General features: G+C 57.0%; 20 protein-coding genes. 12 read left to right on the forward strand and 8 right to left on the reverse strand.

Features of this window, described 5'->3' with window-relative positions:
• Positions 1-178: 178 nt before the first annotated feature.
• Positions 179-1,102 carry a LysR family transcriptional regulator gene (locus ACTJJ1_RS12570; protein WP_006323552.1) on the reverse strand — a complete coding sequence of 308 codons (924 nt, stop codon included), beginning with the start codon at positions 1,100-1,102 and terminating at the stop codon, positions 179-181.
• 190 nt (positions 1,103-1,292) lie between these two features.
• Here ACTJJ1_RS12570 and pvcA point away from each other — a divergent pair, with 190 nt between their 5' ends.
• The 8 genes from pvcA (at position 1,293) to kefC (ending at position 13,026) form a co-directional block, all read left to right on the forward strand.
• Positions 1,293-2,258: an L-tyrosine isonitrile synthase gene (gene pvcA / locus ACTJJ1_RS12575; RefSeq protein ID WP_440833905.1), complete on the forward strand. Its 966-nt coding sequence runs from the start codon at positions 1,293-1,295 to the stop codon at positions 2,256-2,258.
• 90 nt (positions 2,259-2,348) lie between these two features.
• Positions 2,349-3,212: a TauD/TfdA dioxygenase family protein gene (locus ACTJJ1_RS12580; protein ID WP_440833907.1), complete on the forward strand. Its 864-nt coding sequence runs from the start codon at positions 2,349-2,351 to the stop codon at positions 3,210-3,212.
• A gap of 24 nt (positions 3,213-3,236) precedes the next feature.
• Positions 3,237-4,496 (forward strand): glycosyltransferase, encoded by a 1,260-nt coding sequence (locus ACTJJ1_RS12585; protein ID WP_440833909.1) that lies wholly within the window; start codon positions 3,237-3,239, stop codon positions 4,494-4,496.
• Between the two features lie 262 nt (positions 4,497-4,758).
• A complete protein-coding gene (dapB, locus tag ACTJJ1_RS12590) occupies positions 4,759-5,580 on the forward strand; it encodes a 4-hydroxy-tetrahydrodipicolinate reductase (protein WP_004950048.1) in 822 nt (273 codons plus the stop codon).
• Positions 5,581-6,050: 470 nt separating this feature from the next.
• Positions 6,051-7,199 carry a glutamine-hydrolyzing carbamoyl-phosphate synthase small subunit gene (carA, locus tag ACTJJ1_RS12595; RefSeq protein WP_004950050.1) on the forward strand — a complete coding sequence of 383 codons (1,149 nt, stop codon included), beginning with the start codon at positions 6,051-6,053 and terminating at the stop codon, positions 7,197-7,199.
• 17 nt (positions 7,200-7,216) lie between these two features.
• Positions 7,217-10,441: a carbamoyl-phosphate synthase large subunit gene (gene carB, locus ACTJJ1_RS12600; RefSeq protein WP_004950052.1), complete on the forward strand. Its 3,225-nt coding sequence runs from the start codon at positions 7,217-7,219 to the stop codon at positions 10,439-10,441.
• Between the two features lie 181 nt (positions 10,442-10,622).
• Positions 10,623-11,180 (forward strand): glutathione-regulated potassium-efflux system oxidoreductase KefF, encoded by a 558-nt coding sequence (gene kefF, locus ACTJJ1_RS12605; protein WP_041416736.1) that lies wholly within the window; start codon positions 10,623-10,625, stop codon positions 11,178-11,180.
• Positions 11,173-13,026, forward strand: coding sequence for a glutathione-regulated potassium-efflux system protein KefC (kefC, locus tag ACTJJ1_RS12610; protein ID WP_440833913.1), 1,854 nt, complete (start codon positions 11,173-11,175; stop codon positions 13,024-13,026). Before kefF ends, kefC begins: the two co-directional genes overlap by 8 nt.
• A 39-nt stretch (positions 13,027-13,065) precedes the next feature.
• Here the strand turns inward: kefC and ACTJJ1_RS12615 are convergent, their stop codons facing one another.
• Entirely contained in the window at positions 13,066-13,680 is a 615-nt protein-coding gene (locus ACTJJ1_RS12615; RefSeq protein ID WP_006323560.1) for a LysE family translocator, read from the reverse strand.
• Between the two features lie 130 nt (positions 13,681-13,810).
• Between ACTJJ1_RS12615 and ACTJJ1_RS12620 the strand changes: the two genes are divergently transcribed.
• The 4 genes from ACTJJ1_RS12620 to ACTJJ1_RS12635 all read left to right on the forward strand — a co-directional run bounded on the left by ACTJJ1_RS12620 (position 13,811) and on the right by ACTJJ1_RS12635 (position 17,766).
• Entirely contained in the window at positions 13,811-14,611 is an 801-nt protein-coding gene (locus ACTJJ1_RS12620; protein ID WP_004950061.1) for a threonine/serine ThrE exporter family protein, read from the forward strand.
• Positions 14,608-15,072, forward strand: coding sequence for a threonine/serine exporter (locus ACTJJ1_RS12625; RefSeq protein WP_004950063.1), 465 nt, complete (start codon positions 14,608-14,610; stop codon positions 15,070-15,072). The genes ACTJJ1_RS12620 and ACTJJ1_RS12625 overlap by 4 nt, the downstream gene beginning before the upstream one ends.
• Before the next feature lie 142 nt (positions 15,073-15,214).
• Positions 15,215-15,697, forward strand: coding sequence for a type 3 dihydrofolate reductase (folA, locus tag ACTJJ1_RS12630; protein ID WP_004950065.1), 483 nt, complete (start codon positions 15,215-15,217; stop codon positions 15,695-15,697).
• Between the two features lie 179 nt (positions 15,698-15,876).
• Positions 15,877-17,766, forward strand: a complete 1,890-nt coding sequence (locus ACTJJ1_RS12635; RefSeq protein WP_440833916.1) for a PhoX family protein — start codon at positions 15,877-15,879, stop codon at positions 17,764-17,766.
• A 46-nt stretch (positions 17,767-17,812) separates the two neighbouring features.
• On the opposite strand, the gene apaH is transcribed toward ACTJJ1_RS12635, so the two are convergent.
• From apaH to lptD, 6 genes are all read right to left on the reverse strand, one after another.
• Positions 17,813-18,664, reverse strand: coding sequence for a bis(5'-nucleosyl)-tetraphosphatase (symmetrical) ApaH (gene apaH, locus ACTJJ1_RS12640; protein WP_004950070.1), 852 nt, complete (start codon positions 18,662-18,664; stop codon positions 17,813-17,815).
• 2 nt (positions 18,665-18,666) lie between these two features.
• Positions 18,667-19,044 (reverse strand): Co2+/Mg2+ efflux protein ApaG, encoded by a 378-nt coding sequence (gene apaG, locus ACTJJ1_RS12645; RefSeq protein ID WP_004950071.1) that lies wholly within the window; start codon positions 19,042-19,044, stop codon positions 18,667-18,669.
• 12 nt (positions 19,045-19,056) lie between these two features.
• Positions 19,057-19,875: a 16S rRNA (adenine(1518)-N(6)/adenine(1519)-N(6))-dimethyltransferase RsmA gene (rsmA, locus tag ACTJJ1_RS12650; protein ID WP_004950073.1), complete on the reverse strand. Its 819-nt coding sequence runs from the start codon at positions 19,873-19,875 to the stop codon at positions 19,057-19,059.
• Entirely contained in the window at positions 19,868-20,860 is a 993-nt protein-coding gene (pdxA, locus tag ACTJJ1_RS12655) for a 4-hydroxythreonine-4-phosphate dehydrogenase PdxA (protein ID WP_004950076.1), read from the reverse strand. Before pdxA ends, rsmA begins: the two co-directional genes overlap by 8 nt.
• Positions 20,847-22,145, reverse strand: a complete 1,299-nt coding sequence (gene surA, locus ACTJJ1_RS12660) for a peptidylprolyl isomerase SurA (RefSeq protein ID WP_004950078.1) — start codon at positions 22,143-22,145, stop codon at positions 20,847-20,849. Before surA ends, pdxA begins: the two co-directional genes overlap by 14 nt.
• Positions 22,146-22,210: 65 nt before the next feature.
• Positions 22,211-24,574, reverse strand: a complete 2,364-nt coding sequence (lptD, locus tag ACTJJ1_RS12665) for an LPS assembly protein LptD (protein WP_004950080.1) — start codon at positions 24,572-24,574, stop codon at positions 22,211-22,213.
• Between the last annotated feature and the right edge of the window lie 162 nt (positions 24,575-24,736).

Raw genomic sequence — 24,736 nt, forward strand, 5'->3', positions numbered from 1 at the left:
CAAGTTCGTTCTGACTATTTGAATTAACCCTGCAGGAATGATTATATTGGCGAAAATAAAGTTATTAAGGATAATATCATTAGGCTGCAATCTAAAAATAACGCTCTGGTGCTGGTCAGCAATCGGCTGAAAAGTTAAAAAACTAAAGTAATTGGTGTTACAGATACTTCTTATTTAATTAAGTGCGTAACTGGTCTACGGAATTTTGTTCTTTTTCTTTTAAATGGATTTTCATATGTTCCAGTAAACGGCGAACCTTTAATGGTTGGCTGTCACGGCGAGGCATAATCGCATAGCAATTAATCTCCGGCAATCGCCATTCAGGCAACACTTCCACTAAATCACCGCTGCGTAATTCACGTTCAACATTGACGAAGAAATTACGGATAATCCCCTTGCCGGCCAGCGCCAATTCTTTCATCGCCATGCCGTTATTGGTAAATAGACGCCCGGTCATGCGCAACCGGTGCTCATCGCCATTCGCGTGGTTCAGCCGAACAAACTGCGGGTTTCCCAAAGGGGTGAAGGTGACCCATTGATGGCGGGTTAAGGCCTGTGGAGACTCCGGCACGCCGTGGTCGGCAAGGTAGGCCGGGGAGGCGCACAACACTTCGCGAAAGCGCGCCAGGCGGGTGGAGACGTAGCTGGAGTCGGCCAGCACGCCGCCGCGGATCGCCAGATCTATCCGTTGGCCTATCAGGTCGATTTTCTCGTCATGGATTTCCAGCCGCAGCGTGATGCGCGGGTGTTCATCCAGAAAGCTTTGCAACGCCGGCACCAGATAATGGGTGGCGAATTCCGTGGAGGTGGCGACGCGCAGTTCACCGGCCAGTTCGCCGCGCAGCGCGGCAATACGCTGTTGGCCCCGCTCGGCGGCATGGATCATCAGCACGCAATCCTCATAAAAACATTGTCCGGCCTCTGTCAGGCTCAGTGAGCGAGTAGAGCGCAAAAGTAATTGAATGCCCAGTTCGTTTTCCAGCTGGCGGATATGCTGGCTGACGGCCGAGGTGGTAATGCCTAATTCTTTGGCTGCCATGCTGAACGCGCCGCAATCGACAACTTTAGAAAAAATAGCCATGCGTTTTAGAATATTACTCATAGTTTGTTAAGTTCAACTTAACCAAGATTGCAAATTATAAGGGCTAATAATATAGCATTATCTCTTCTATATTGCCTGAAGCAGATAAACGCACGGTGAGACTTATTGCCTGCGCATCATTCCTCTTTTTGATAAGTCTTATTGCGTTTGCGAATAAAATTCTTATGCCACATCTGAACAGGAGTTAATTGTGGATATTGCCTATATTGAAACAGTGTCATTAAAAATTCTCCATGAGTTATTACAATATCGGCGTCGCTTTCCCGGCCTTGAAACCTCAAATACTGAGGAGGAACGGGTCGTTTCTCAGGTGCAATTGCCGCGTATCCGGGCATTCATTGCAAACAATCAGCGCATCGAATTTGTGCTGCCGGCCTTCCCGACAAAATCACCCAATACCAATAAAGTGATCGGCGCGGTGCCCGACATGGCGGAACGGCTATCGTTGATATTCCTAAATTCTCTGTGTCAGCGCATCCAGCTTTATTACCCGCCGGGAGCGCATATCGTGATCTGCTCTGATGGTCATGTGTTCGGTGATTTGATCCGCGTCAGCGACGATGCCATCAACCATTATCAGCGCGAAATTGAAAACCTGTTGCACGAGGTGGGGGCGACGCACCTGAGCGTGTTCAACCTGGGTGACGTCGAAAGGCTGGCGGAACATACCGACGACTACGACCTGCTGCGTCAACTGCTGGTCGACGGCTACGCCGAACCGGAGGAGGCAATCAAGCAGCAACTGATGCAGGACGAGCAGGGATTGCAGCTGTATCGCGCCATTACCCGTTTTCTGTATGAAGACAGCCAGTTGCCGGGTTACAGCGGCTCCAATGCGGCGTTGCAGAAAGACGCCAAACAGCGTGCCTGCGGCGTAATACAGCGCAGCTGGGCATGGGGCAACCTGCTGGCCCAACATTTCCCGGCGGCGATACGCCTGTCTATCCACCCGCAACCCGCTGACAGCCTGAAAATGGGCATCCATATGATGCCGACCAAAGACGACTGGCTGACGCCGTGGCACGGCGTGGCGGCAAACGTCAACGGCCAGTTCGTGCTGATGAAGCGCAAAGACGCGCAGCAGCTGGCGGGTGAACTGGTGGCGATCCGCGGCACGCCAAGCCATTACCTGATCGAACAGCCTCAGGTGGCGTAACACGCCACGTTGCGCCCGCAGCGTTTGCGGGCGTGTTTTGACGGCACGGTTGCCGTGTGAGCAGCAAATTCGCTTCAAGGAGAGTCACCGATGGACAATCAACAACTGAATTGCCGCATTGAGCTTAATACCCCGTTTGGCGCAGTGCTGACCCCGAAATATCCCGGACAGCCAATCAGCGAGCTGCCGGTAGCGGCGCTGCGGGCGCTGGCGCAAAGGCACCATCTGCTGGTGCTGCGCGGTTTCGATTCCGGCTTTACCGATCCTCAGGTGTTGACCCGCTATGCCGGCGGTTGGGGAGAGATCATGATGTGGCCGTTCGGCGCCGTGCTGGACGTGAAGGAGCACCCGGACGCCAAAGATCACATTTTCGACAGCAGCTATGTCCCGCTGCACTGGGATGGCATGTACAAACCGACCATTCCCGAGTTTCAGCTATTCCACTGCGTGGCGGCACCGTCGCAGGATGAGGGCGGGCGCACCACCTTTGTCGATACTACGCGGCTGCTGGCCAATGCCGATGAATCGTTGTTGGCGCAGTGGCTGAAAGTGTCTATTTCTTATCGGATCAAGCAAGTGGTTCACTACGGCGGCGAGGTATGTTCGCCGCTGGTGGTGACGCATCCGAGCGGCAGCGGGGTGATCATGCGTTACAACGAACCGCCGACGGAGGGCAAGAAGTTCCTTAACCAGCATGCGCTTGAATATCATGGCGTGCCGCAAGAAGAGCAGGAGATTTTCCATCAGACTCTGCAACAGCATCTCTACGATCCGCGCCACTATTACGCCCACCAGTGGCAGCAGGGCGATGTGGTGGTAGCGGATAACTTCTCGCTGTTGCACGGACGCGAAGGTTTCACCGCCCGTTCCGCCCGTCATCTGCAGCGCGTGCATATTCAGAGCAACCCGGTGTGCGCCAACCTGGCGCTGAAGCCGGCCAACGCAGAGGCTTAACAGGACATTATGGCAAGGATACTGATGACGGCCGTCGCCACCCCAGGGCACGTTTACCCTATGCTGGGGATTGCCCGCTACCTGATTGCGCAGGGCCACCGGGTGCGGCTGATGACCGGTGCGCTGTTCCGCGAACGCGCCGAAGCGGTGGGCGCGCAGTTTGTGCCTTTCGATGCGCAGGTGGATTTCGATTATCGCTACCTGGAGCAGCATTTTCCCGAACGCGCCGCGCTACCACCGGGCAATGTACAGATGGCGCTGGCGCTGAAAGATTTCTTCGCCGCGCCGATCCCGTTGCTGGATCGGCAACTGAGGGCGGCGATAGCCGCCGAGGCGACCGATCTGCTGATGGTGGAAAACTGCTTCTACGGAGTATTGCCGCTGTTGCAGCTAACCGACCGCCTGCCGGTGATCGGCATTGGCGTGACGCCGTTGTCGTTCTCGTCCGAAGATTCCATCTTTTACGGGCCACGCATTCCCCCGGCGCTGTTGCCGCGCGAACTGCAACGTGAACAATTGGTGGACGAAGCCACGCGTGCCTTGATCGATGAGGTACAGCAGAGCTTCAACGTCGCGATGGCGCAATCCGGCGGCGGGCCGCTGCAACAGCCGTTCACGGATGTGTTGATAGGCGGCTGCGATCGCTTTTTGCAACTGGCTACCCCGGCGCTGGAGTATCCGCGTGACGATCTGCCGGCAGGCGTACGATTTATCGGCCCGTTGCGCGGTGCGGCGGCGGCACCGCAAGGCGAAGGCGAGTGGGATGAAACGGATCTTCGCCCGTTGGTGATCGTGACGCAGGGTACGTTGGCGAATGTCGATCTGCACCAGTTGATTGTTCCGACGCTAAAAGCGCTGGCCGGGTTACCGGTGCGGGTGCTGGCGACCACCGGCGGCCGCCCGGTTGATGGGGTGTTGGCGCAACTGCCGGACAACGCCAGAGTTCGGGAGTTTATCTCTTTCGAGCACTGGCTGCCGCAGGCGGCGCTGTTGATCACCAACGGCGGTTATGGTTCGATCAATTATGCGTTGGATCATGCTGTGCCCTTGATTGTCGCCGGGACCGGCGAGGATAAGCTCGAGGCGGCTTCTCGGGTGGTGGCCGCGGGCTGCGGGATTAACCTGCATACCAGCGAGCCGGATGAGGCGCAACTGCGGCAGGCTGTGCGGCAAATCCTGTCGCAGCCGGTTTATCGGCAACGCGCGGCGCTGGTACAGGCCGACTATGCCCGCCATGATGCCTTGGCGGCGATTGCCGAAGAGGTGGCAGCCTTAACCGGCTGAAAGCCGTAATCGAGTTCCTCAGGGCGCCCTTTGCGGCGCCTTTTTTATGCAGGTTTCTCTCATCAAATTTGCATGATTATGTACAATTGAAAAACGGGTTTTATTTGACCGGTTGTTAACCCATTGACAACATTACTGATGAAAAGCGGGAGATATCATAATTTTCTAATTATGAAATGAATCTTCTGGCGGTGATCCTATGGGGCAGTTACCCTAAACCTATAGCCTATGGAGTAGGCGTCTAATCAAGAAGAGAGCAAGCATGACTGATTCACAAATCCGCATTGCGATTGCGGGTTCCGGCGGCCGCATGGGGCGCCAATTGATCCAGGCGGTACATCAGGCGCAGGGCGTGGTGCTGGGGGCTGCGGTGTCGCGTCCGGGTTCAAGTCTGATCGGCACCGATGCCGGCGAACTGGCGGGCGTGGGCTCGCTGGGTGTGACCGTCAGCGACAGCCTGGAAAAGGTGGTCGATGACTTCGATATTCTGATCGACTTCACCCGCCCGGAAAGCACGCTGGCGTACCTGGCTTTCTGCGTCGAACATCGCAAGGCGATGGTGATCGGCACCACCGGTTTTGACGATGCGGGCAAAGAGGCCATCCGCGCCGCCGCGCAGCAGATTGGCATCGTGTTCGCCGCCAACTTCAGCGTGGGCGTCAACCTGGTGCTGAAACTGTTGGAAAAAGCCGCTCAGGTGATGGGCGACTACACCGACATTGAAATTATTGAAGCGCACCACCGCCATAAAGTGGATGCCCCTTCGGGCACGGCGTTGGCGATGGGCGAGGCGATTGCCGGCGCGCTGGGGCGTGACCTGAAAGAATGCGCCGTCTATGCGCGCGAAGGTTATACCGGCGAACGCGATCCCAAGAGCATAGGCTTCGCCACCATCCGTGCCGGCGATATCGTCGGTGAGCATACCGCCATGTTTGCCGACATCGGCGAGCGGGTGGAAATCACCCATAAAGCCTCCAGCCGCATGACTTTTGCCGCCGGTGCGGTTCGGGCGGCATCTTGGTTGCATAGCCAGGATAAAGGTCTATTTGACATGCGGGACGTGCTCGGATTGGACCAGTTATAATCTATTTGAATACCATCGTGATGTGGTTGTATTGATCATAATGCTATGATTAACGGACAATAATTTTATTGTCCTTTTTTTTAACATTAAAAACTAAGGCTTGATCCGTTTTTTATAACTTAAGTCTTATTTGTTGTTATTTGCTTTCGTTTTTTGGCGAGTAATTTCCCTGATAGATACTTTTCACCCGATAACAGACCTTTGGAAAGGTGATTTTTTGTCATTCTTCCTCGCAACCGTTTACCCACCCGAGTTTAGCTGTGTTTTTATGGCTGCTGACCCTATTAAACGTTGAGAAGTGCAAAAATAAGAGAAAAAATGGCGCTTTGGGTAGACAAGTGGAGCACTCATCATTAAAATGCGCCCAATTTGCCAAAAATTGGCCTTGAGGGCGGTTTTTGCATTGATTTAGATCGCGATATCTGAATTAATATGCAGATATTGTGATTGATTATTCCTCGGAGGGTGTTTTGATTAAGTCAGCGCTATTGGTTCTGGAAGACGGAACCCAATTCCACGGTCGGGCCATCGGGGCAGAGGGTACGGCAGTGGGGGAAGTGGTCTTCAATACGTCGATGACCGGCTATCAAGAAATCCTCACTGATCCTTCCTACTCTCGCCAGATCGTTACTCTTACTTATCCTCATATCGGCAATGTCGGCACCAATGCTTCCGACGAAGAATCCTCCGCGGTACACGCCCAAGGCCTTGTCATTCGTGATCTCCCTTTGATTGCCAGCAACTACCGCAGCGAAGAAGGCCTGTCAGAATACCTGAAGCGTCATAACATCGTGGCGATTGCCGATATCGATACCCGCAAGCTGACCCGCCTGCTGCGCGAAAAAGGCGCACAGAACGGCTGCATCATCGCCGCCGACTCACCGGACGCCGCGCTGGCGCTGGCCAAGGCGCAGGGTTTCCCGGGCTTGAAAGGCATGGACCTGGCGAAAGAAGTGACCACCAAAGAAGCTTACAGCTGGCAGCAGGGTAGCTGGACGCTTGAAGGCGACCTGCCGGAAGCCAAGCCGGCCTCCGAGTTGCCGTTCCACGTGGTGGCTTACGACTACGGCGCCAAGCGCAACATCCTGCGCATGTTGGTGGATCGCGGTTGCCGCCTGACGGTAGTGCCGGCGCAGACCCCGGCAGATGAAGTATTGAAGATGAATCCGGACGGCATTTTCCTGTCCAACGGCCCGGGCGATCCGGAGCCTTGCGATTACGCCATCACCGCCATCAAACAGTTCCTGGAAACCGACATTCCGGTGTTCGGCATCTGCCTCGGCCACCAGTTGCTGGCGTTGGCCAGCGGTGCGAAAACCGTGAAGATGAAGCTGGGCCACCACGGCGGTAACCACCCGGTGAAAGATCTGGATAACGACTGCGTGATGATCACGGCACAGAACCACGGGTTTGCGGTTGACGAAAATAACCTGCCGGCCGAACTGCGCGTAACGCACAAATCACTGTTTGACCACACGGTGCAGGGCATTCACCGCACCGACAAAGCGGCGTTCAGCTTCCAGGGCCACCCGGAAGCCAGCCCAGGCCCGCACGACGCCGCGCCGCTGTTCGACCACTTTATCGAACTGATCGAGACTTACCGTTCTAACGCCAAATAATCAGGAGCAGTAAAAAAATGCCAAAACGTACAGACATAAAAAGCATCCTGATCCTCGGCGCTGGCCCGATTGTCATCGGCCAGGCGTGTGAGTTCGACTATTCGGGTGCCCAGGCGTGTAAAGCGCTGCGCGAAGAGGGTTACCGGGTCATTCTGGTGAACTCCAACCCGGCCACCATCATGACCGACCCGGAAATGGCCGATGCGACCTACATCGAGCCGATCCACTGGGAAGTGGTGCGTAAAATCATCGAAAAAGAGCGCCCGGATGCGGTATTGCCGACCATGGGGGGCCAGACCGCGCTGAACTGTGCGCTGGAGCTGGAGCGTCAGGGCGTGCTGGCCGAGTTCGGCGTGACCATGATTGGCGCCACGGCCGACGCTATCGACAAAGCCGAAGACCGCCGCCGTTTCGACGTGGCGATGAAGAAAATCGGCCTGGATACTGCGCGTTCCGGTATCGCGCATAATATGGAAGAAGCGCTGGCGGTTGCCGCTGACGTTGGCTTCCCGTGCATCATCCGCCCTTCCTTTACCATGGGCGGCACCGGTGGCGGTATCGCATACAACCGCGAAGAGTTCGAAGAGATCTGCGAGCGCGGCCTGGATCTGTCGCCAACCAAAGAGCTGTTGATCGACGAATCGCTGATCGGCTGGAAAGAGTACGAGATGGAGGTGGTGCGCGATAAGAACGATAACTGCATCATCGTCTGCTCTATCGAAAACTTCGACGCCATGGGCATCCATACCGGTGACTCCATCACCGTGGCTCCGGCGCAAACGCTGACCGACAAAGAATACCAAATCATGCGTAACGCCTCGATGGCGGTGCTGCGTGAAATCGGCGTGGAAACCGGCGGTTCCAACGTGCAGTTCTCGGTTAACCCGAAAAACGGTCGCCTGATCGTCATCGAAATGAACCCGCGCGTGTCCCGTTCTTCGGCGCTGGCGTCAAAAGCCACCGGCTTCCCGATTGCCAAAATCGCCGCCAAGCTGGCGGTGGGTTACACCCTCGACGAACTGATGAACGACATCACCGGCGGCCGCACTCCGGCGTCCTTTGAGCCGTCCATCGACTACGTGGTGACCAAAATTCCTCGCTTTAACTTCGAGAAATTTGCCGGCGCTAACGACCGCCTGACCACCCAGATGAAATCCGTCGGCGAAGTGATGGCGATTGGCCGCACTCAACAAGAGTCGCTGCAGAAAGCGCTGCGCGGTCTGGAAGTGGGCGCCACCGGCTTCGACCCGAAAGTGAACCTGGACGATCCGGAAGCGCTGACCAAAATCCGTCGCGAACTGAAAGATGCCGGTTGCGACCGTATCTGGTACATCGCAGACGCGTTCCGTGCAGGCATGTCGGTTGACGGCGTGTTTAACCTGACCAACGTTGACCGCTGGTTCCTGGTGCAGATTGAAGAGCTGGTGCGTCTGGAAGAGCAGGTTGCGGAATCCGGCATCAACGGCCTGACCCAGGAATTCCTGCGTACCCTGAAGCGTAAAGGTTTCGCCGATGCGCGCCTGGCCACGCTGGCCGGCGTAGCCGAGAGCGAAATCCGCAAGCTGCGCCACGGCTATGGCCTGCACCCGGTTTACAAGCGTGTGGATACCTGTGCGGCGGAATTCGCCACCGACACCGCCTACATGTACTCCACTTATGAAGAAGAGTGCGAGTCCAACCCGACCAACGACCGTCCGAAAGTGATGGTGCTGGGCGGCGGTCCGAACCGTATCGGCCAGGGCATCGAGTTCGACTACTGCTGCGTGCACGCCTCGCTGGCGCTGCGCGAAGACGGTTACGAAACCATTATGGTCAACTGTAACCCGGAAACCGTTTCCACCGACTACGACACGTCCGACCGCCTGTATTTCGAGCCGGTTACGCTGGAAGACGTGCTGGAAATCGTGCGCATCGAGAAGCCGAAAGGCGTTATCGTGCAGTACGGCGGCCAGACTCCGCTGAAGCTGGCGCGTGAGCTGGAAGCAGCAGGCGTGCCGATTATCGGTACCAGCCCGGATGCGATTGACCGTGCCGAAGACCGTGAGCGTTTCCAGCAGGCGGTACACCGCCTGGGCCTGAAACAGCCGGCCAATGCCACCGTTGCCACCATCGAACAGGCGGTAGAGAAAGCGGCCGGTATCGGTTACCCGCTGGTGGTGCGTCCTTCCTACGTACTGGGCGGCCGTGCGATGGAGATCGTCTACGACGAAATCGACCTGCGCCGTTACTTCCAGAACGCCGTCAGCGTCTCCAACGACGCGCCAGTGCTGCTGGACCGCTTCCTGGATGATGCGGTAGAAGTGGACGTCGATGCCATTTGCGACGGTGAGCGCGTGCTGATTGGCGGCATCATGGAACATATCGAACAGGCTGGCGTGCACTCCGGTGACTCCGCCTGTTCACTGCCTGCTTACACCCTGAGCAAAGAAATTCAGGATGTGATGCGCCAGCAGGTCGAGAAACTGGCGTTCGAGCTGCAGGTGCGCGGTCTGATGAACGTACAGTTCGCGGTGAAGAACAACGAAGTCTACCTGATTGAAGTCAACCCGCGTGCCGCACGTACCGTGCCGTTCGTTTCCAAAGCCACCGGCGTGCCGCTGGCCAAGGTAGCCGCACGGGTCATGGCGGGCAAGACGCTGGCCGAGCAGGGCGTAACGGAAGAAGTTATCCCGCCTTACTACTCAGTGAAAGAAGTGGTGCTGCCGTTCAACAAGTTCCCTGGCGTCGACCCGATTCTGGGGCCGGAAATGCGTTCTACCGGGGAAGTGATGGGCGTTGGTCGCACCTTCGCGGAAGCCTTCTCCAAGGCGATGCTCGGCAGCCAGTCAGGCATGAAGAAACAAGGCCGTGCGCTGCTGTCGGTGCGTGAAGGCGATAAGGCCCGCGTGGTGGATCTGGCGGCAAGTTTGCTGAAACAGGGCTTCGAGCTGGACGCGACCCACGGCACTGCGGTCGTGCTGGGCGAGGCGGGCATTAACCCGCGTCTGGTCAACAAGGTGCATGAAGGCCGTCCGCACATTCAGGACCGTATCAAGAATGGCGAGTACACCTACATCGTGAATACCACGGCCGGTCGCCAGGCGATTGAGGACTCCAAGCTGATTCGCCGCAGCGCGCTGCAGTACAAGGTGCATTACGACACCACCCTGAACGGCGGCTTTGCCACCGCGATGGCGCTGAAAGCGGATCCGACCGAGCAAGTTACCTCAGTGCAGGAGCTGCATGCTCGCATCACCAAGTAATTCAGTGATGCCGTAATGCCAGAGGGCGCTGCATATGCAGCGCCCTTATTTTTTTATCTTGTTCAGCAAATTTGTTGCCTTGAATTAGAAATTTCCGCTATCAATCATTCAGCAAACTGTCACGCTGTGTGATTGGTATATGCTTGATGTATTGCACGGAACGAAGGAACGACGACCCCCCATGATTCTGATTATTTACGCTCACCCGTATCCCCGGCATTCTCATGCCAATCACCGTCTGCTGCAGGCGGTAAAAGACATTCCTGATGTGGAAGTTCGTTCGCTCTATGAGCTGTATCCTGACTTCAACATCGATATCAACGCCGAGCAGCGTGCGCTGGAGCGCGCCGACATGGTGGTGTTCCAGCATCCCATGCAGTGGTACAGCCTGCCGCCGCTGCTGAAACTGTGGATCGACAAAGTGCTGGAGCACGGTTGGGCTTACGGCCATGACGGCGATGCGCTGGTGGGCAAAGATTGCCTGTGGGCAGTCACCAGCGGCGGGGACGAGCATCATTTCGAACTGGGCGATTACCCAAATTTCGCCGTATTGGGGCAGCCGCTGCAGGCGACCGCGCTCTATTGCGGCATGAACTGGCAACCGTATTTTGCCGTGCATAATACTTTTACCTGTAACGAGCCGGCGCTGATTGCCGCCGGCGAGGCTTACCGCCAGCGTTTGGTTGAGTATTTGATGGAACACAGTGAGCCTGCGGATCAGGGAGTCGGCCATGGATAATCACAAGATGATGATTGAGGGGCTGATCTATCTCGGATCGGCCGCGCTGTTCGTACCTATCGCAGTGCGTCTCGGACTGGGCTCGGTGCTCGGCTACCTGATCGCCGGCTGCATTATCGGCCCCTGGGGGCTGAAGCTGGTCTCCGACGCAGAGTCTATTCTGACTTTCGCCGAGATTGGCGTAGTGCTGATGCTGTTTATCATCGGGCTGGAGCTGGATCCTAAACGCCTGTGGACGCTGCGCGCCTCGGTGTTTGGCGGCGGCAGCATCCAGATGGTGGGGTGTGGGCTGGCGCTGAGCGCCTTCTGTTACTTCCTCGGGCTGGACTGGAAGGTGGCGCTGCTGATTGGCCTGACGCTGGCGCTGTCTTCTACCGCCATCGCCATGCAGGCGATGAGCGAGCGTAACCTGACGCCGGCGCCGATTGGCCGCAGCTCGTTCGCGGCGCTGTTGTTCCAGGATATCGCGGCGATCCCGCTGGTGGCGATGATCCCTTTGCTGGCCAGCAGCGGCGCTACCACCACGTTGGGCGCGTTCGCCCTGTCTGCGGCGAAGGTGGTGGGCGCGCTGGCGATAGTGGTGCTGCTTGGGCGCTATGTCACCCGTCCGTTGCTGCACTTTGTCGCTCGTTCGGGTATGCGTGAAGTGTTCAGCGCCGTGGCGCTGTTCCTGGTGTTCGGTTTTGGCATCCTGCTGGAAATGGCCGGCCTGTCGATGGCGATGGGCGCTTTCCTCGCCGGAGTTCTGCTGGCGAGTTCGGAATATCGTCATGCGCTGGAAAGCGACATTCAACCCTTCAAGGGCCTGTTGCTTGGGTTGTTCTTTATCGGTGTCGGTATGTCGATCGACTTCGGCACCCTGTTCCATCACCCGTTGCTGATTGCCTCGCTATTGCTGGGATTTATGCTGATCAAGGCGGCGTTGCTGTGGCTGATTGGGCCGTGGCTGGGCGTGCCAAAACGCCAGCGCGGCATGTTTGCCATTCTGCTTGGCCAGGGCAGTGAGTTTGCCTTCGTGATCTTCGGTGCTGCGCAGCTGGCCGGCGTGTTACCACCGGACTGGGCCAAATCGCTGACGTTGGCGGTAGCCTTGTCGATGGCGGCGACGCCGCTGTTACTGGTGGTGGCCGCAAGGCTGGAGAAAAATGCGCCGAAGGATGAACGCCCGGCGGATGTGATTGATGAAGAAAACGCCAGCGTGATCATCGCCGGTTTCGGTCGTTTCGGCCAGATTGCCGGCCGTTTGCTGTTGGCCAACGGTGTCCACACTGTGGTGTTGGATCATGATCCTGACCACATTGAAACGCTGCGAAAATTCGGCACTAAAGTGTTTTACGGCGACGCAACCCGTGCCGATCTGCTGGAGGCGGCGGGTGCCGCGCACGCCAAGGTATTGATTAATGCCATCGACGATGTGGAAGCCAACCTGCAACTGACCGAACTGGCCAAGCGACACTTCCCGCACCTGAAAATCGTGGCGCGCGCGCGCGATGTCGATCACTGGTATCAGCTTCGGCAGTTAGGGGTGGAAAGCCCGGAGCGTGAAACCTTCGAAAGTTCGCTGCGCATTGGCCGTGAGGCACTGGAGCTACTGGGGCTGGACGCCTACGAGGCGCGTGAGAAAGCGGATACTTTCCGGCGTTACAACCTAAAGATGCTGGAAAACACGCTGGAGAATTACCAGGATACCGAGTTCCGCATCGCCAGCCTGCAGCGGGCTAAGGAAATGCTCAGCGCGGCCATCGAGCAGGATCAGAATCGGTTGGCGCGGGTGCAGCAAACCGGCTGGCGCGGCAGCATCGACGGCAAGGCACCGGAAGACGACGTGGTGGAAGCCAAAGGCTAACGCTGGGGGCGCAGTTCAGCACTGCGCCCTTTTTTTACATCAGCTCAGAGCAACCTTGATGCCCAGAGCAATCAGCATGCCGCCCAGCAGCTTGTCGACCACCTTCTGCGTTTTTTCCAATCCGCGACGTACCGGCCCGCTTTGGAACAAGAACACCAGTAGCGGCCACCAGACGGCGGACAGGCCCAGGATAATCCCCGCATACCACAGTTTTTCGCTCAACCCGGAGTCGATCTGCAACACCTGAGTGAAGACCGCCAGGAAGAACAACGTGGCTTTGGGATTGAGCAGATTGCACAGATAGCCTTGTACAAAAGCGCTTTTCAGGCTCACCTGCTGCTGCGGCAGGTGGCTGACGTTCATCTTGCTGCCCCCGCGCGACAGCAGCGCCTGGATGCCCACCCAGATCAGGTAGACCGCACCGGCATATTTCAGCACGTTGAACAGCCACGGCGTCGTGGTGATCACCACCGCCAACCCGGCAACGCAGTAAGACATGTGGGTCGCGACGCCGCAGATCACCCCGAGGGCGGTCATCATGGCTGCGGGGCGCGGATAGCGAGCGGCATTCTTGATCACCAGGAAAAAGTCCGGGCCGGGCGACAGCATGCCCAGGGCGACAATACCGGCGACGAACAGCGAAGTTTCAAGCATGGTTTCGAGTCTCTGCACAAAAGGCGTAATTGCGCTGATAATAACGCTGCTTCTCCTGATTAGCATCAACCCATTGGGACCCCGTTAGGCAATATGATGAACTTTTATTCAGCGCACACCACGGGACATTATGAATCAAACCACAACGACCGATATGCCGGAGCCGCACCGGCAACAGCGTGAAATCACCCGCCTGTGCATTCAATGCGCCTTGCTGCTGTTGCAGCATGGCGCTGAAAGCATGGTGGTGGAACAGTTATCGACCCGGCTGGGCATAGCGCTGGGCATGGACAGCGTGGAAAGCTCCATCTCGGCCAACGCGGTGGTGCTGACGACCATCAGCCATGGCGAATGCCTGACCACCACGCGCAAGAACATCGATCGGGGCATCAATATGCAGATGGTGACCGAGGTACAGCATATCGTCATTCTGGCGGAGCACCGGCTGGCGGATGCGCGCGATGTTGCCCGGCGTTTCGAGAAAATTCGCCCGCTGCGCTACCCGCGTTGGCTGGTGGTGGTGATGGTGGGGCTGTCGTGTGGCTGTTTCAGCATGCTCAACGGCGGCGGCGGTGATGCGTTCATGGTCACCTTTATCGCCAGCGGCGTGGCGATGCTGGTACGCCAGATGCTCACTGCCCGCCATATGAATCCGCTGATCAACTTTTGTCTGACGGCGTTTGTCGCTACTTCGGTTTCCGGCCTGTTGCTGCGGTTACCCGTGTTCAGCGACACCTCCAGCGTGGCGATGGCCGCCAGCGTGCTGCTGCTGGTGCCGGGATTCCCGCTGATCAACGCGGTGGCGGACATGTTTAAAGGCCATGTGAATACCGGATTGGCGCGCTGGGCTATGGCCAGTCTGCTGACGTTGGCTACCTGTATCGGCGTGGTGATGGCGATGTCGCTGTGGGATTTGCGGGGGTGGTCATGAGTCTGTTGTGGGCCTTATTGCTGGAAATGCTGCTGGCGGCGGTGCCGGCGCTGGGTTTTGCCATGGTGTTCAACGTGCCGCTGCGCGCGCTGCGCTATTGCGCCCTGCTCGGCGCAGTGGGCCGGGGTTCGCGCATGTTGATGATACACGCCGGCATGAATATCGAGTGGGCGTCGCTGCTGGCGGCGATTTTGATCGGCATCATCGGCATCTATTGGTCGCGCTGGTTGTTGGCGCACCCGAAGGTCTTTACCGTAGCGGCGGTGATCCCGATGTTCCCCGGCATTTCCGCCTATACCGCGATGATCACGGTGGTGGAGATTTCGCATCTGGGCTATAGCGAAGCCTTGATGGAAACCATGGTCACCAATTTTCTCAAGGCCAGTTTCATCGTCGGCGCGCTATCGATAGGGCTGTCATTGCCGGGGTTGTGGCTGTATCGAAAACGTCCAGGGGTATGAAACCCGGCAGCCGTAAACGCTGGTTATTAGATATACTGATAAGAGCTATCTTATATATTCATCTTGCTTGATTAGCCTATCGACGACGGATAGGCCTTTACGTATAGTGTGAGCAATTTTGCTGCCTACACAGGGTTTAACAATGATTATCAGCCTGATCGCTGCCTTGGCGGCGGATCGCGTTATTGGTATGGAAAACGCCATGCCGTGGCATTTGCCGGCGGACTTAGCGTGGTTTAAACGTAACACGCTGAATAAACCGGTCATTATGGGCCGTAAAACGTTCGAGTCCATTGGTCGCCCGCTGCCGGGCCGCCATAACATCGTTTTAAGCAGCCGTCCCGGCAGTGAAACCGGGGTAACCTGGGCTACGTCTCTGGACGAAGCGCTGGCTGCGGCCGGTGATGTGGAAGAAGTCATGGTCATGGGCGGTGGGCATATCTATACCCAGTTCCTGGCGCGTGCTGACCGTATGTATCTGACGCATATCGACGCCGAAGTCGGTGGCGACACCCATTTCCCGGACTACGAGCCGGACGAATGGGAAACTTCGTTCAGCGAATTCCACGATGCTGACGAGCTGAACTCTCACAGCTACTGCTTTGAGATTTTAGAACGCCGTTGATTTTCGTGCGTTAGCCACCTCCTTCCAAAGGGCACAAGAGATTGTGCCCTTTGTCGTTTTTGCGCCGCTCAGTTGTAACATTTTCGTCACACTTCCTGATTAGTATGAAGCTCAACTTCGAGCGCCCGGCAACTCTGGTGAATCTTGATCGCGGCGCCATTTAAAAAGGAAGCAGACACATGACGAGCAAAATTGAGCAACTAGACGCCGACCGCCTGACCGATCCCACCCGTCGCAAACTGCTGCTCGGCAGCGCAGGCGCTGTTGGCCTGGCGGGATTCCTTGGCGGCGGCATCTGGACGGTTTCCGCCGAGGCGCTGGCCGAGGATTTGCCGCCGAACAAGCTGTTGGGCTTTAAAGGCATTGCAGCCTCCACCGCCGACGAAGTGGTGATTGCGCCGGGGTATCGCGCCGAGGTGTTGATCTCCTGGGGGGAGCCGCTGGTGGAGGGCGCCGCCGCTTTTGATGCCCAGGGCAACAACAGCGCCGCCGATCAGGAAAAGCAGTTTGGCGACAACAATGACGGCATGAGCTTCTTCCCGATTGATGACAATCACGGCGTGATGGCCATCAACAACGAATACGTGAATGAGCAGTACCTGTTCGCCCATGGCGGCAGCAAGGCCACCAGCCTGGAGGACGTACGTAAATCCCAGGCGGCGCATGGCGTTTCCATTGTGGCGGTGAAGCGCGCCGGCGATAGCCAACGCTGGGAGGTGGAGCGCCCTTCGCGCTACAACCGCCGTATCACCGCCAACACCGAAATGCAGTTCAGCGGCCCGGCCGCCGGCCATCCGCTGCTGCAAACCGCGGCCGATCCCACCGGGCGCAAAGTATTGGGTACTTTCGGCAACTGCGCTAACGGCAAAACGCCCTGGGGCACCTACCTGACCTGCGAAGAGAATTTCGATACCTATTTCGGCACCCATCAGGCCGAGTATCAAACTACGGCAGAACAGAAGCGCTATACGCTGAAGGTCAGCGAACCTGAGCGCAACTGGCCGGACTATGATGAGCGCTTTGACGTGGCGAAGAACCCGAACGAATTCAACCGCCACGGCTGGATCGTTGAAATCGACCCGATGAACCCTACGTCAACGCCAATCAAACACACTGCGCTGGGCCGCTTCAAGCATGAAAATGCCGCGGTGACCGTCGCTAAAGATGGGCGTCTGGTGGTCTATATGGGTGACGACGAGCGTGGCGAGCATATCTACAAGTACGTCTCTAAAGGCTTGGTAGACATCGCCAATCCGGCCAATAACCGCAGCTTGCTGGATGAAGGCACGCTGTATGTGGCGCAGTTTGACGGTGACGCCGGCGGTACGCCGCTGAAAGGGACTGGGCGCTGGATTGCGCTGGAATTCGGCAAAAATGGCCTGACGCCGGAAAACGGCTTCCGTGATGAGGCGGAAGTGTTGATCTTCGCGCGCAAGGCAGCGGCGCAGGTGGGGGCAACCAAAATGGATCGCCCTGAATGGATCGCCGTGAACCCGCATGACGGGCGCGCTTATTGCACGCTGACCAATAACAGCAAGCGCGGCGAAGAAGGCATGCCGCTGAACGCCGCCAATCCGCGACCGAACAATGTTTACGGCCAGATTATCCGCTGGGATGAGGGCGGCGACGCCACCGCAGCCGCTTTTACCTGGGATATTTATGCGCTGTGCGGCAACCCGATCGCGCATCCGGAAGGGGTCAATCGCGGTACGCCGAACATCACCGCAGATAATACCTTTAACAGCCCGGATGGGCTGGGTTTTGATAAGGCTGGGCGCCTGTGGATCCTCACCGACGGCAAGTACAGCAACAAGGGCGATTATGCCGGGCAGGGGAATAACCAAATGCTGGTGGGGGACCCGCTGAGCGGTGAAATCCGCCGCTTTATGGTTGGGCCGAAATCGTGCGAGCTGACCGGCATCACCTTCACGCCGGATTACAAGACGATGTTCGTCAACGTGCAGCATCCGGGTGAAGAAGGCGACTCTCATTTCCCGAACAACAGCCCGCGTCCGCGTTCGTCAGTCTTGATGATTACGCGTGAGGATGGCGGGGTGATTGGCGCTTAAGCTTAAACGGAAAAGGCCGGGGCGGCGTCGAACCGCCCCGGTTTTATTATGACGCTGCTAGCGTATTCGCGTTGTCGAGTATATCGCGGCGGTTCGAAGGTTGAGTGAAGTACTGTTGGTCTTCCCAGCGCAACATGGTCAGATCGCCTCCCCAGCAACAGCCGGTATCGAGGCCGACAATGCCTTCTGGCGTGCCCTTACCTTCCAGCGATGCCCAATGGCCAAAGATAATGGTGTATTCAGGGTCCACTAAACGCGGCAATTCAAACCAGGGCTTCAGCGGCGCAGGGGCGGTGCCCGGCGCATCTTTGCAGATCATGTCGAGCTGGCCGTTCGGGAAACAGTAGCGCATGCGCGTCAGGGCATTGGTGCTGAAACGCAGGCGCGCCAACCCACTCAGTTCCGGGGCCCAGTTGTTCGGCATATCGCCGTACATGGCATCCAGGAACAACGGATAGCTGTCGCTGCTCAGTACCGCTTCGACTTCGCGGGCGCACAGTTGGGCGGTTTCAATATCCCACTGCGGCGTGATGCCGGCATGCGCCATCACCAGTTTGAGTTCCTCATCCACCTGCAGCACCGGCTGACGGCGCAGCCAGTTGATCAGCTCATCGGCATCCGGAGCTTCCAGCAGCGGGGTAATGCGGTCTTTGGGTTTGTTGCGGCTAATACCGGCATAGACGGCCAGCAGATGCAGATCGTGGTTGCCCAACACCATGCGTACCGCAGGACCAAGCGAACGCACGTAGCGCAACACGTCCAGCGAACCGGGGCCGCGGGCGACAAGATCGCCGGTCAGCCACAGTCGGTCGCTTTGAGGATCGAAAGCCACCTGGGCCAATAGCGATTGAAGTTCATCAAAACAACCATGAACGTCGCCGATAAGATATGTCGACATAGTTAGTGAATCAGCGTTGGGATAGCTAAGCGGAACACGGGAATGGCAGTGCGGAATGGCTGACCCTGATGATCAACCATCTCGTAATGGCCTTCCATGGTACCCAACGGCGTTTCAAGAACCGCACCGCTGGTGTATTGGAATTCACCGCCGGGCTGAATGAGCGGCTGTTCGCCGACCACGCCTTCGCCCTGAACTTCGGTTTGGCGGCCATTGGCGTTGGTGATTAGCCAATAACGCCCCAGCAGTTGCACGTTGAAACGCCCCAGGTTGCGGATGGTGATGGTATAAGCGAAGACGTAACGTTCTTCTTCAGGTATCGACTGTGATTCCACGTAGATACTTTGTACCTGAATACATACACGGGGCGAATCAATCATGACCACTACTCCTTATTGCTGCGGCGTGGGGTTGGCTGAAAGCCAGTTAGCCAGCTTACAGTATTGCGCCACAGAAATATTCTCTGCTCTTAACGTCGGATCGACACCTAATTCCGTCAACTGCTCTGGGGTGAACAGATCGCCCAGGCTGTTGCGAACGGTTTTCCGGCGTTGGTTGAATGCCTGAGTGGTAATGCGGCTAAGCATACGCACATCACCCACCGGGTTTGGGTTCACCTGGTGCGGCACCAGACGTACCACGGCGGAATCCACTTTCGGCGCCGGCGTGAACGAGGTGGGCGGCACTTCCAGCACCGGAATCACGTTGCAGTAATACTGCGCCATCACCGTCAAACGCCCGTAGGCCTTGCTGTTCGGGCCTGCAACCAGGCGGTTGACCACCTCTTTTTGCAACATAAAGTGCATGTCGCGAATGGCCTGAGTATAGCTGAAAAGGTGGAACATCAGCGGCGTCGAAATGTTGTACGGCAGGTTGCCAAACACGCGGAGCGGTTGGCCGGCCTGCTCGGCCATCTCGGCGAAATTCACCGTCATGGCATCTTGCTGGTGAATGGTCAGTTTGTCTTTCAGCTGCGGGTGGTTTGCCAGGCGGGCCGCCAGATCGCGGTCCAGCTCAATCACCGTCATGCGGTCCATGCGTGCGCCTACCGGCTCGGTCAGTGCACCCAGGCCGGGGCCGATTTCAACCACCGCTTCACCCGGCATCGGGTGAATGGCGGAGACAATGCTATCGATGACAAACTGATCGGTTAAAAAGTTCTGTCCAAAGCGTTTGCGGGCAAAGTGCCCTTGGTGGACTTTATTATTCATTACAATTAATTATCATTTTAATGGCGAGATTCAAGGCCGTTTTGAAACTGCCCGCATCGGCGGTGCCGGTGCCTGCAAGTTCTAAAGCGGTACCGTGGTCGACCGAGGTACGGATAAAAGGCAAACCGAGGGTAATATTTACCGCCCGGCCGAACCCTTGGTATTTTAGCACCGGCAGACCCTGATCGTGATACATCGCCAGCACCGCATCGGCATGTTGCAGATACTTGGGCTGGAACAGGGTGTCCGCAGGTAGCGGGCCGATAAGATGAATACCTTCAGTCCGCAGCGCATCGAGCGCCGGGATGATGGTATCAATCTCTTCGCGCCCCATATGGCCGCCTTCCCCGGCGTGCGGGTTCAGCCCGCAGACATAAATCTGCGGCTGGGCGATGCCAAATTTGGTTTTCAGATCCTGGTCGAGAATGCGGATGACTTCGAACAGGCTTTGACGAGTGATGGCACCCGGCACCGCCAATAATGGCAGGTGAGTGGTCGCCAGCGCTACGCGCAGTTCTTCGGTTGCCAGCATCATCACTACGCGTTCGCAACCGCTGCGATCGGCAAAGAATTCGGTATGGCCGATAAAGGGCACGCCGGCGTCGTTGATCACGCCTTTGTTCACCGGGCCGGTAATCAGCGCGGCGAACTCGCCGTTCAGGCAGCCATCGCAGGCGCGTGCCAGGGTGTCCACCACATAGGCGCTGTTGCCCACGTTCAGCTCGCCCGCGACCACCGGCTGGGCGGTTGCTACCGGCAGCACCGTTAACGTACCTGCACGCTGCGGTTGGGCGGGTTGGCCCGCCTGATAGTCGCGAAGCTGCAACGGCAGATTCAACTGCCGGGCGCGCTCAAGCAACAAGGCCGGATCCGCGCACACCACCAGTTCAACAGGCCAATCCTGTTGCGCCAGCGCTGCCACTAAATCCGGCCCAACCCCGGCAGGCTCGCCGGGGGTGATGACTATGCGATTATTGTTGTGCATTACCGTCGAGGATCTTCACGTAAGCCTGTGCACGTTGTTCCTGCATCCAGGTCTGCGCTTCTTCAGCAAACTTGCGGTTGAACAGCATGCGGTAAGCGCGATCTTTCTGCGCGGCGTCGGTTTTGTCCACCTGGCGGGTATCCAGCAACTGAATCAGGTGCCAACCGAAGGAGGAGTGCACAGGTTTGCTGACTTCGCCTTTGTTTAGCTTCATCAACGCATCGCGGAAGGCCGGATCGTAAATGTCCGGAGAAGCCCAGCCCAGATCGCCGCCCTGCAACGCAGAACCCGGATCCTGAGACAGCTGTTTGGCTTCGTCAGCAAACTTGGCGTTACCGCTCTTGATGGCTTCGGCTACTGCCTGAAGCTTGGCGCGAGCCTGATCGTCGGTCAGCACCACGGAAGGTTTCAGCAGAATGTGGCGTGCATGAACCTCGGTGACGGACACGGACTGGTTGGCACCGCGGATATCATTCACTTTCAGAATGTGGAAACCGACACCGGAGCGGATCGGGCCGACCACGTCGCCTTTTTTGGCGCTAGCCAGTCTTTCGGCAAACAGGGTAGGTATTTCCTGCAGCTTGCCCCAGCCCATGTTGCCGCCTTTCAGCGCCTGTGAGTCGGCAGAATAAGAGATCGCCAGTTTGCCGAAATCGGCGCCGCCGTTGATTTCACCCATCAGCTTTTTGGCCAGGGCTTCCGCTTCGTCAACCTGCTGCTGCGACGGGTTTTCCGGCAACGGGATCAGGATATGGCTGATGTTCATCTCGGTATCGCTGCCGTTCTGTGCGCCAACCTGTTTTGCCAGTGCGTCGACTTCCTGAGGCAGGATCGTGACGCGACGGCGCACTTCGTTGTTGCGCACTTCAGAAATCAGCATTTCCTTGCGGATCTGGGAACGATAGGTGTTGTAGTTCAGCCCTTCGTACGCCAGGCGGCTGCGCATCTGGTCGATGCTCATTTTGTTCTGTGCGGCGATATTGCCGATGGCTTTGTCCAGATCGGCATCGGAAACGGCGATCCCCATTTTCTTGGCCATCTGCAACTGGATGTTATCCATAATCAGACGTTCGAGGATCTGGTGACGCAGCGTAGCGTCATCCGGCAATTGCTGGCCGGCCTGTTGCGCGTTGAGCTTCACCGACTGCAACAGACTGTTAACGTCGCTCTCAAGCACTACGCCGTTATCCACGACGGCGGCGACTTTATCCACTTCTTGGGGTGCTGCGAACGCGGTATTGGCGCAAACCACCAATCCGAGAATAAGCGTTCTCCAGTTCTTCATACATTTCCCATTCTGTAATCCGCAAATGCGGGTGAAAGTTGTCGTTTTCAAAGTGTTACAAAGTATCAAAACGCACGCTGGTAAGGCAGAATGCCGGAACGCAGCATTTCCGCGGAGCCCAGGCTGTGATCGCTGCTCAGGCCACGCAGTTCGATATTGAATGAAACTTTGTTGTCATAAACGCTGCTTTGGTTGCTGTTGTTCCAGTCGGTGATCTTGCGTTCATAGCCCAGAGTCACCGCCCAGCAGCAGGTGTTGTACTTCAGACCGAGCAACTGATCGGCGGACTGTTGCGCGCGGGTGTCGTAGTAATAAGCGCCCACGATTGACCAGCGATCGACAATCGGCCAACTGCCGGTTACGCCCACCTGAGAGATCCCGTCCTGATAAGCTGGAACCTGCCTGGTGTTCAGCGCCGTCTGGATATATTCCGGCGTTGCGTAGCGGTAGTTCAACTGCAGAACGCGTTCTGCGTCCTGGCGGTACTCCAGCACGCCGTTGCCCAATGAGATGCTGTTCAGGCGCGTATCATACTGCAGCCCGCCACGGAGTCCCCAACGATCGTCAATCTTCCAATAGGTATCGCCAGCCCAAGCCAGGCTGCCGGTATTATCGTTGTTGTCGTAGTTCGTCGTCTGGTCGCCGGTACGCGAACGGCTGAAGTAGTAGATTTGACCCACGGAAGCGTTAAAACGTTCAACCAGCGCGTCATCATAAATTCGCGTGGTTAAACCGGTGGATACACGGTTCTGCGAGGCGATGCGATCCAGGCCGCTGTATGCGCGGTCGCGGAACAGGCCGGAGTAGTCGGTCTGCAGCAGCGTGGTGTCGTAGGTGTAGATGTTGCTTTGGTCGCGATAAGGCACGTACAGGTACTGGAAGCGCGGTTCGAGGGTCTGGGTAGCGCCTTCTGTCCAGATCATCGGGCGTTCGAACACCAGCTTGCCGTCGACCTTGAACTGCGGTAGCACACGGTTGACCGAGTCTTGCAGGTCTGGCGCGTCGTTGCCGGTACGGCTCTTGTAGTTGTTGGCAAAGCCGTCAGGAATATCCTGCTGATAATGGGTGGCCAGCAGTTTGGCTTCGGTGTTCAGGCTGGCCCAACCGTTGGTCAACGGCAGATTGAGCGTCGGCTCCAGGTGCAAACGGGTCGCATCCGGGCTGTAGGGGTTAACGCTGGTGAACTTGGCCGCCTGGCCGTAAATGCGTAAATCGAACGGACCGAGATCGTTTTTATAGTAGTTCAGGTCCAGCTGCGGCTGAACCTTGTACGAATCCGATTGGCTGCGGTCGGTGTCGTCATAGATCTGGAACTGCTTGGAGCTTAAGGTGGCATCCCAGTTGTCGATGGCATAGCCGACGCTGAATTTCTGCGTTGCGTAACCGTCGGTGGTTGAGCCGTATGTCGAGTCCAGATCGGTAAAGTATTTGGAGTCGCTGACTTTGGTGTAGTCGACGTTGAAACGCCACACCTGATCCATCACGCCGTTGTGTTTCCAGAAGAACAACCAACGGGTGCTGTCGTCAGGGTTATCCTTGCTGTATTCCTTGTCGTCCGGCAACCAGTCGAACTCCATCAGGCCCAGGCCGGGTTGCACCAGATAGCGGAATTCGTTCTGCCATTGCAGGCCACGCTTGGACATGTAGTGCGGTGTGATGGTGGCGTCGAAGTTAGGCGCAATGTTCCAGTAATACGGCAACATGAACTCAAAGCCATTGCTGCTGCCGTATTTTGCATTCGGGATCAGGAAACCGGAACGGCGTTTATCGCCGACCGGCAATTGCAGGTACGGGCTGTAAAACACCGGTACGCCACCGATTTTGAAGCGGGCGTTCCAGACTTCGGCCACCTGCTCTTCGCGGTCGTGGATCACTTCAGAACCGACGACGCTCCAGCTGTTGTCGCCAGGCAAACAAGAGGTAAAGGTACCGTTTTCCAGAATGGTGTAACGGTTGGCGCCGCGCATCTTCATTTTATCGGCGTCGCCACGCCCCTGACGGCCTACCATTTGGTAGTCGCCTTCATAGACGTCGGTATCTTTGTTGTTCAGATTTGACCAGGCTTTCGGGCCTTTCAGTTTGATCTGATTGTCGCTGTAGTGCACGTCGCCGGTCGCAGTCACGGTGCGCACCGGTTCGGCCTGCCCCGGAGTTTGCGTCTGGTTCAGTTCCACTTGCTTGGCGGTCAGGGTGCTGTTGCCTTGTTCAATATTCACGTTGCCGGTGAACAGGGCGCTTTTCGGATAGTCTGCTTTAGAGTCATCCGCATTGATAGTGACAGGCAGGCTGTTCGGATCGCCGCTGACCAGCGGTTTGTCATAAACAGGAACGCCAAGCATGCATTGCTCGGCCAGATCAGCCAGCGCGTGCTGACTGTAGAGTGCCGTCCAAATCATTGTGGCCAGCAGTGTTGGGAAACTTTTTTTCATACGCGGTTTTGGTGTTCCGTCATCAGAGGCGTCATGTCCGGCAAACGGTCAGAGACTATATCACTCATCTGCGTTGCGCTAGTGTTAAATCCTGCCGTTTACTTGCGTCGTCGTTAGGCGCAAAGATAAATGACAGGTATGATAATCCAAATCCTGGGAAAA

Origin of the sequence: Serratia sp. 22264, assembly GCF_052045345.1 — a bacterium.
Lineage (GTDB): Bacteria > Pseudomonadota > Gammaproteobacteria > Enterobacterales > Enterobacteriaceae > Serratia > Serratia plymuthica.

Bases quoted from the DNA above. Each gene is read 5' to 3' on its own strand.
- ACTJJ1_RS12570 (WP_006323552.1), bottom strand. From the start codon at position 1,102: ATGAGTAATATTCTAAAACGCATGGCTATTTTTTCTAAAGTTGTCGAT.
- ACTJJ1_RS12580 (WP_440833907.1), top strand. From the start codon at position 2,349: ATGGACAATCAACAACTGAATTGCCGCATTGAGCTTAATACCCCGTTT.
- ACTJJ1_RS12585 (WP_440833909.1), top strand. From the start codon at position 3,237: ATGACGGCCGTCGCCACCCCAGGGCACGTTTACCCTATGCTGGGGATT.
- dapB (WP_004950048.1), top strand. From the start codon at position 4,759: ATGACTGATTCACAAATCCGCATTGCGATTGCGGGTTCCGGCGGCCGC.
- carB (WP_004950052.1), top strand. From the start codon at position 7,217: ATGCCAAAACGTACAGACATAAAAAGCATCCTGATCCTCGGCGCTGGC.
- kefF (WP_041416736.1), top strand. From the start codon at position 10,623: ATGATTCTGATTATTTACGCTCACCCGTATCCCCGGCATTCTCATGCC.
- kefC (WP_440833913.1), top strand. From the start codon at position 11,173: ATGGATAATCACAAGATGATGATTGAGGGGCTGATCTATCTCGGATCG.
- ACTJJ1_RS12615 (WP_006323560.1), bottom strand. From the start codon at position 13,680: ATGCTTGAAACTTCGCTGTTCGTCGCCGGTATTGTCGCCCTGGGCATG.
- ACTJJ1_RS12620 (WP_004950061.1), top strand. From the start codon at position 13,811: ATGAATCAAACCACAACGACCGATATGCCGGAGCCGCACCGGCAACAG.
- ACTJJ1_RS12625 (WP_004950063.1), top strand. From the start codon at position 14,608: ATGAGTCTGTTGTGGGCCTTATTGCTGGAAATGCTGCTGGCGGCGGTG.
- folA (WP_004950065.1), top strand. From the start codon at position 15,215: ATGATTATCAGCCTGATCGCTGCCTTGGCGGCGGATCGCGTTATTGGT.
- ACTJJ1_RS12635 (WP_440833916.1), top strand. From the start codon at position 15,877: ATGACGAGCAAAATTGAGCAACTAGACGCCGACCGCCTGACCGATCCC.
- apaH (WP_004950070.1), bottom strand. From the start codon at position 18,664: ATGTCGACATATCTTATCGGCGACGTTCATGGTTGTTTTGATGAACTT.
- apaG (WP_004950071.1), bottom strand. From the start codon at position 19,044: ATGATTGATTCGCCCCGTGTATGTATTCAGGTACAAAGTATCTACGTG.
- rsmA (WP_004950073.1), bottom strand. From the start codon at position 19,875: ATGAATAATAAAGTCCACCAAGGGCACTTTGCCCGCAAACGCTTTGGA.
- pdxA (WP_004950076.1), bottom strand. From the start codon at position 20,860: ATGCACAACAATAATCGCATAGTCATCACCCCCGGCGAGCCTGCCGGG.
- surA (WP_004950078.1), bottom strand. From the start codon at position 22,145: ATGAAGAACTGGAGAACGCTTATTCTCGGATTGGTGGTTTGCGCCAAT.
- lptD (WP_004950080.1), bottom strand. From the start codon at position 24,574: ATGAAAAAAAGTTTCCCAACACTGCTGGCCACAATGATTTGGACGGCA.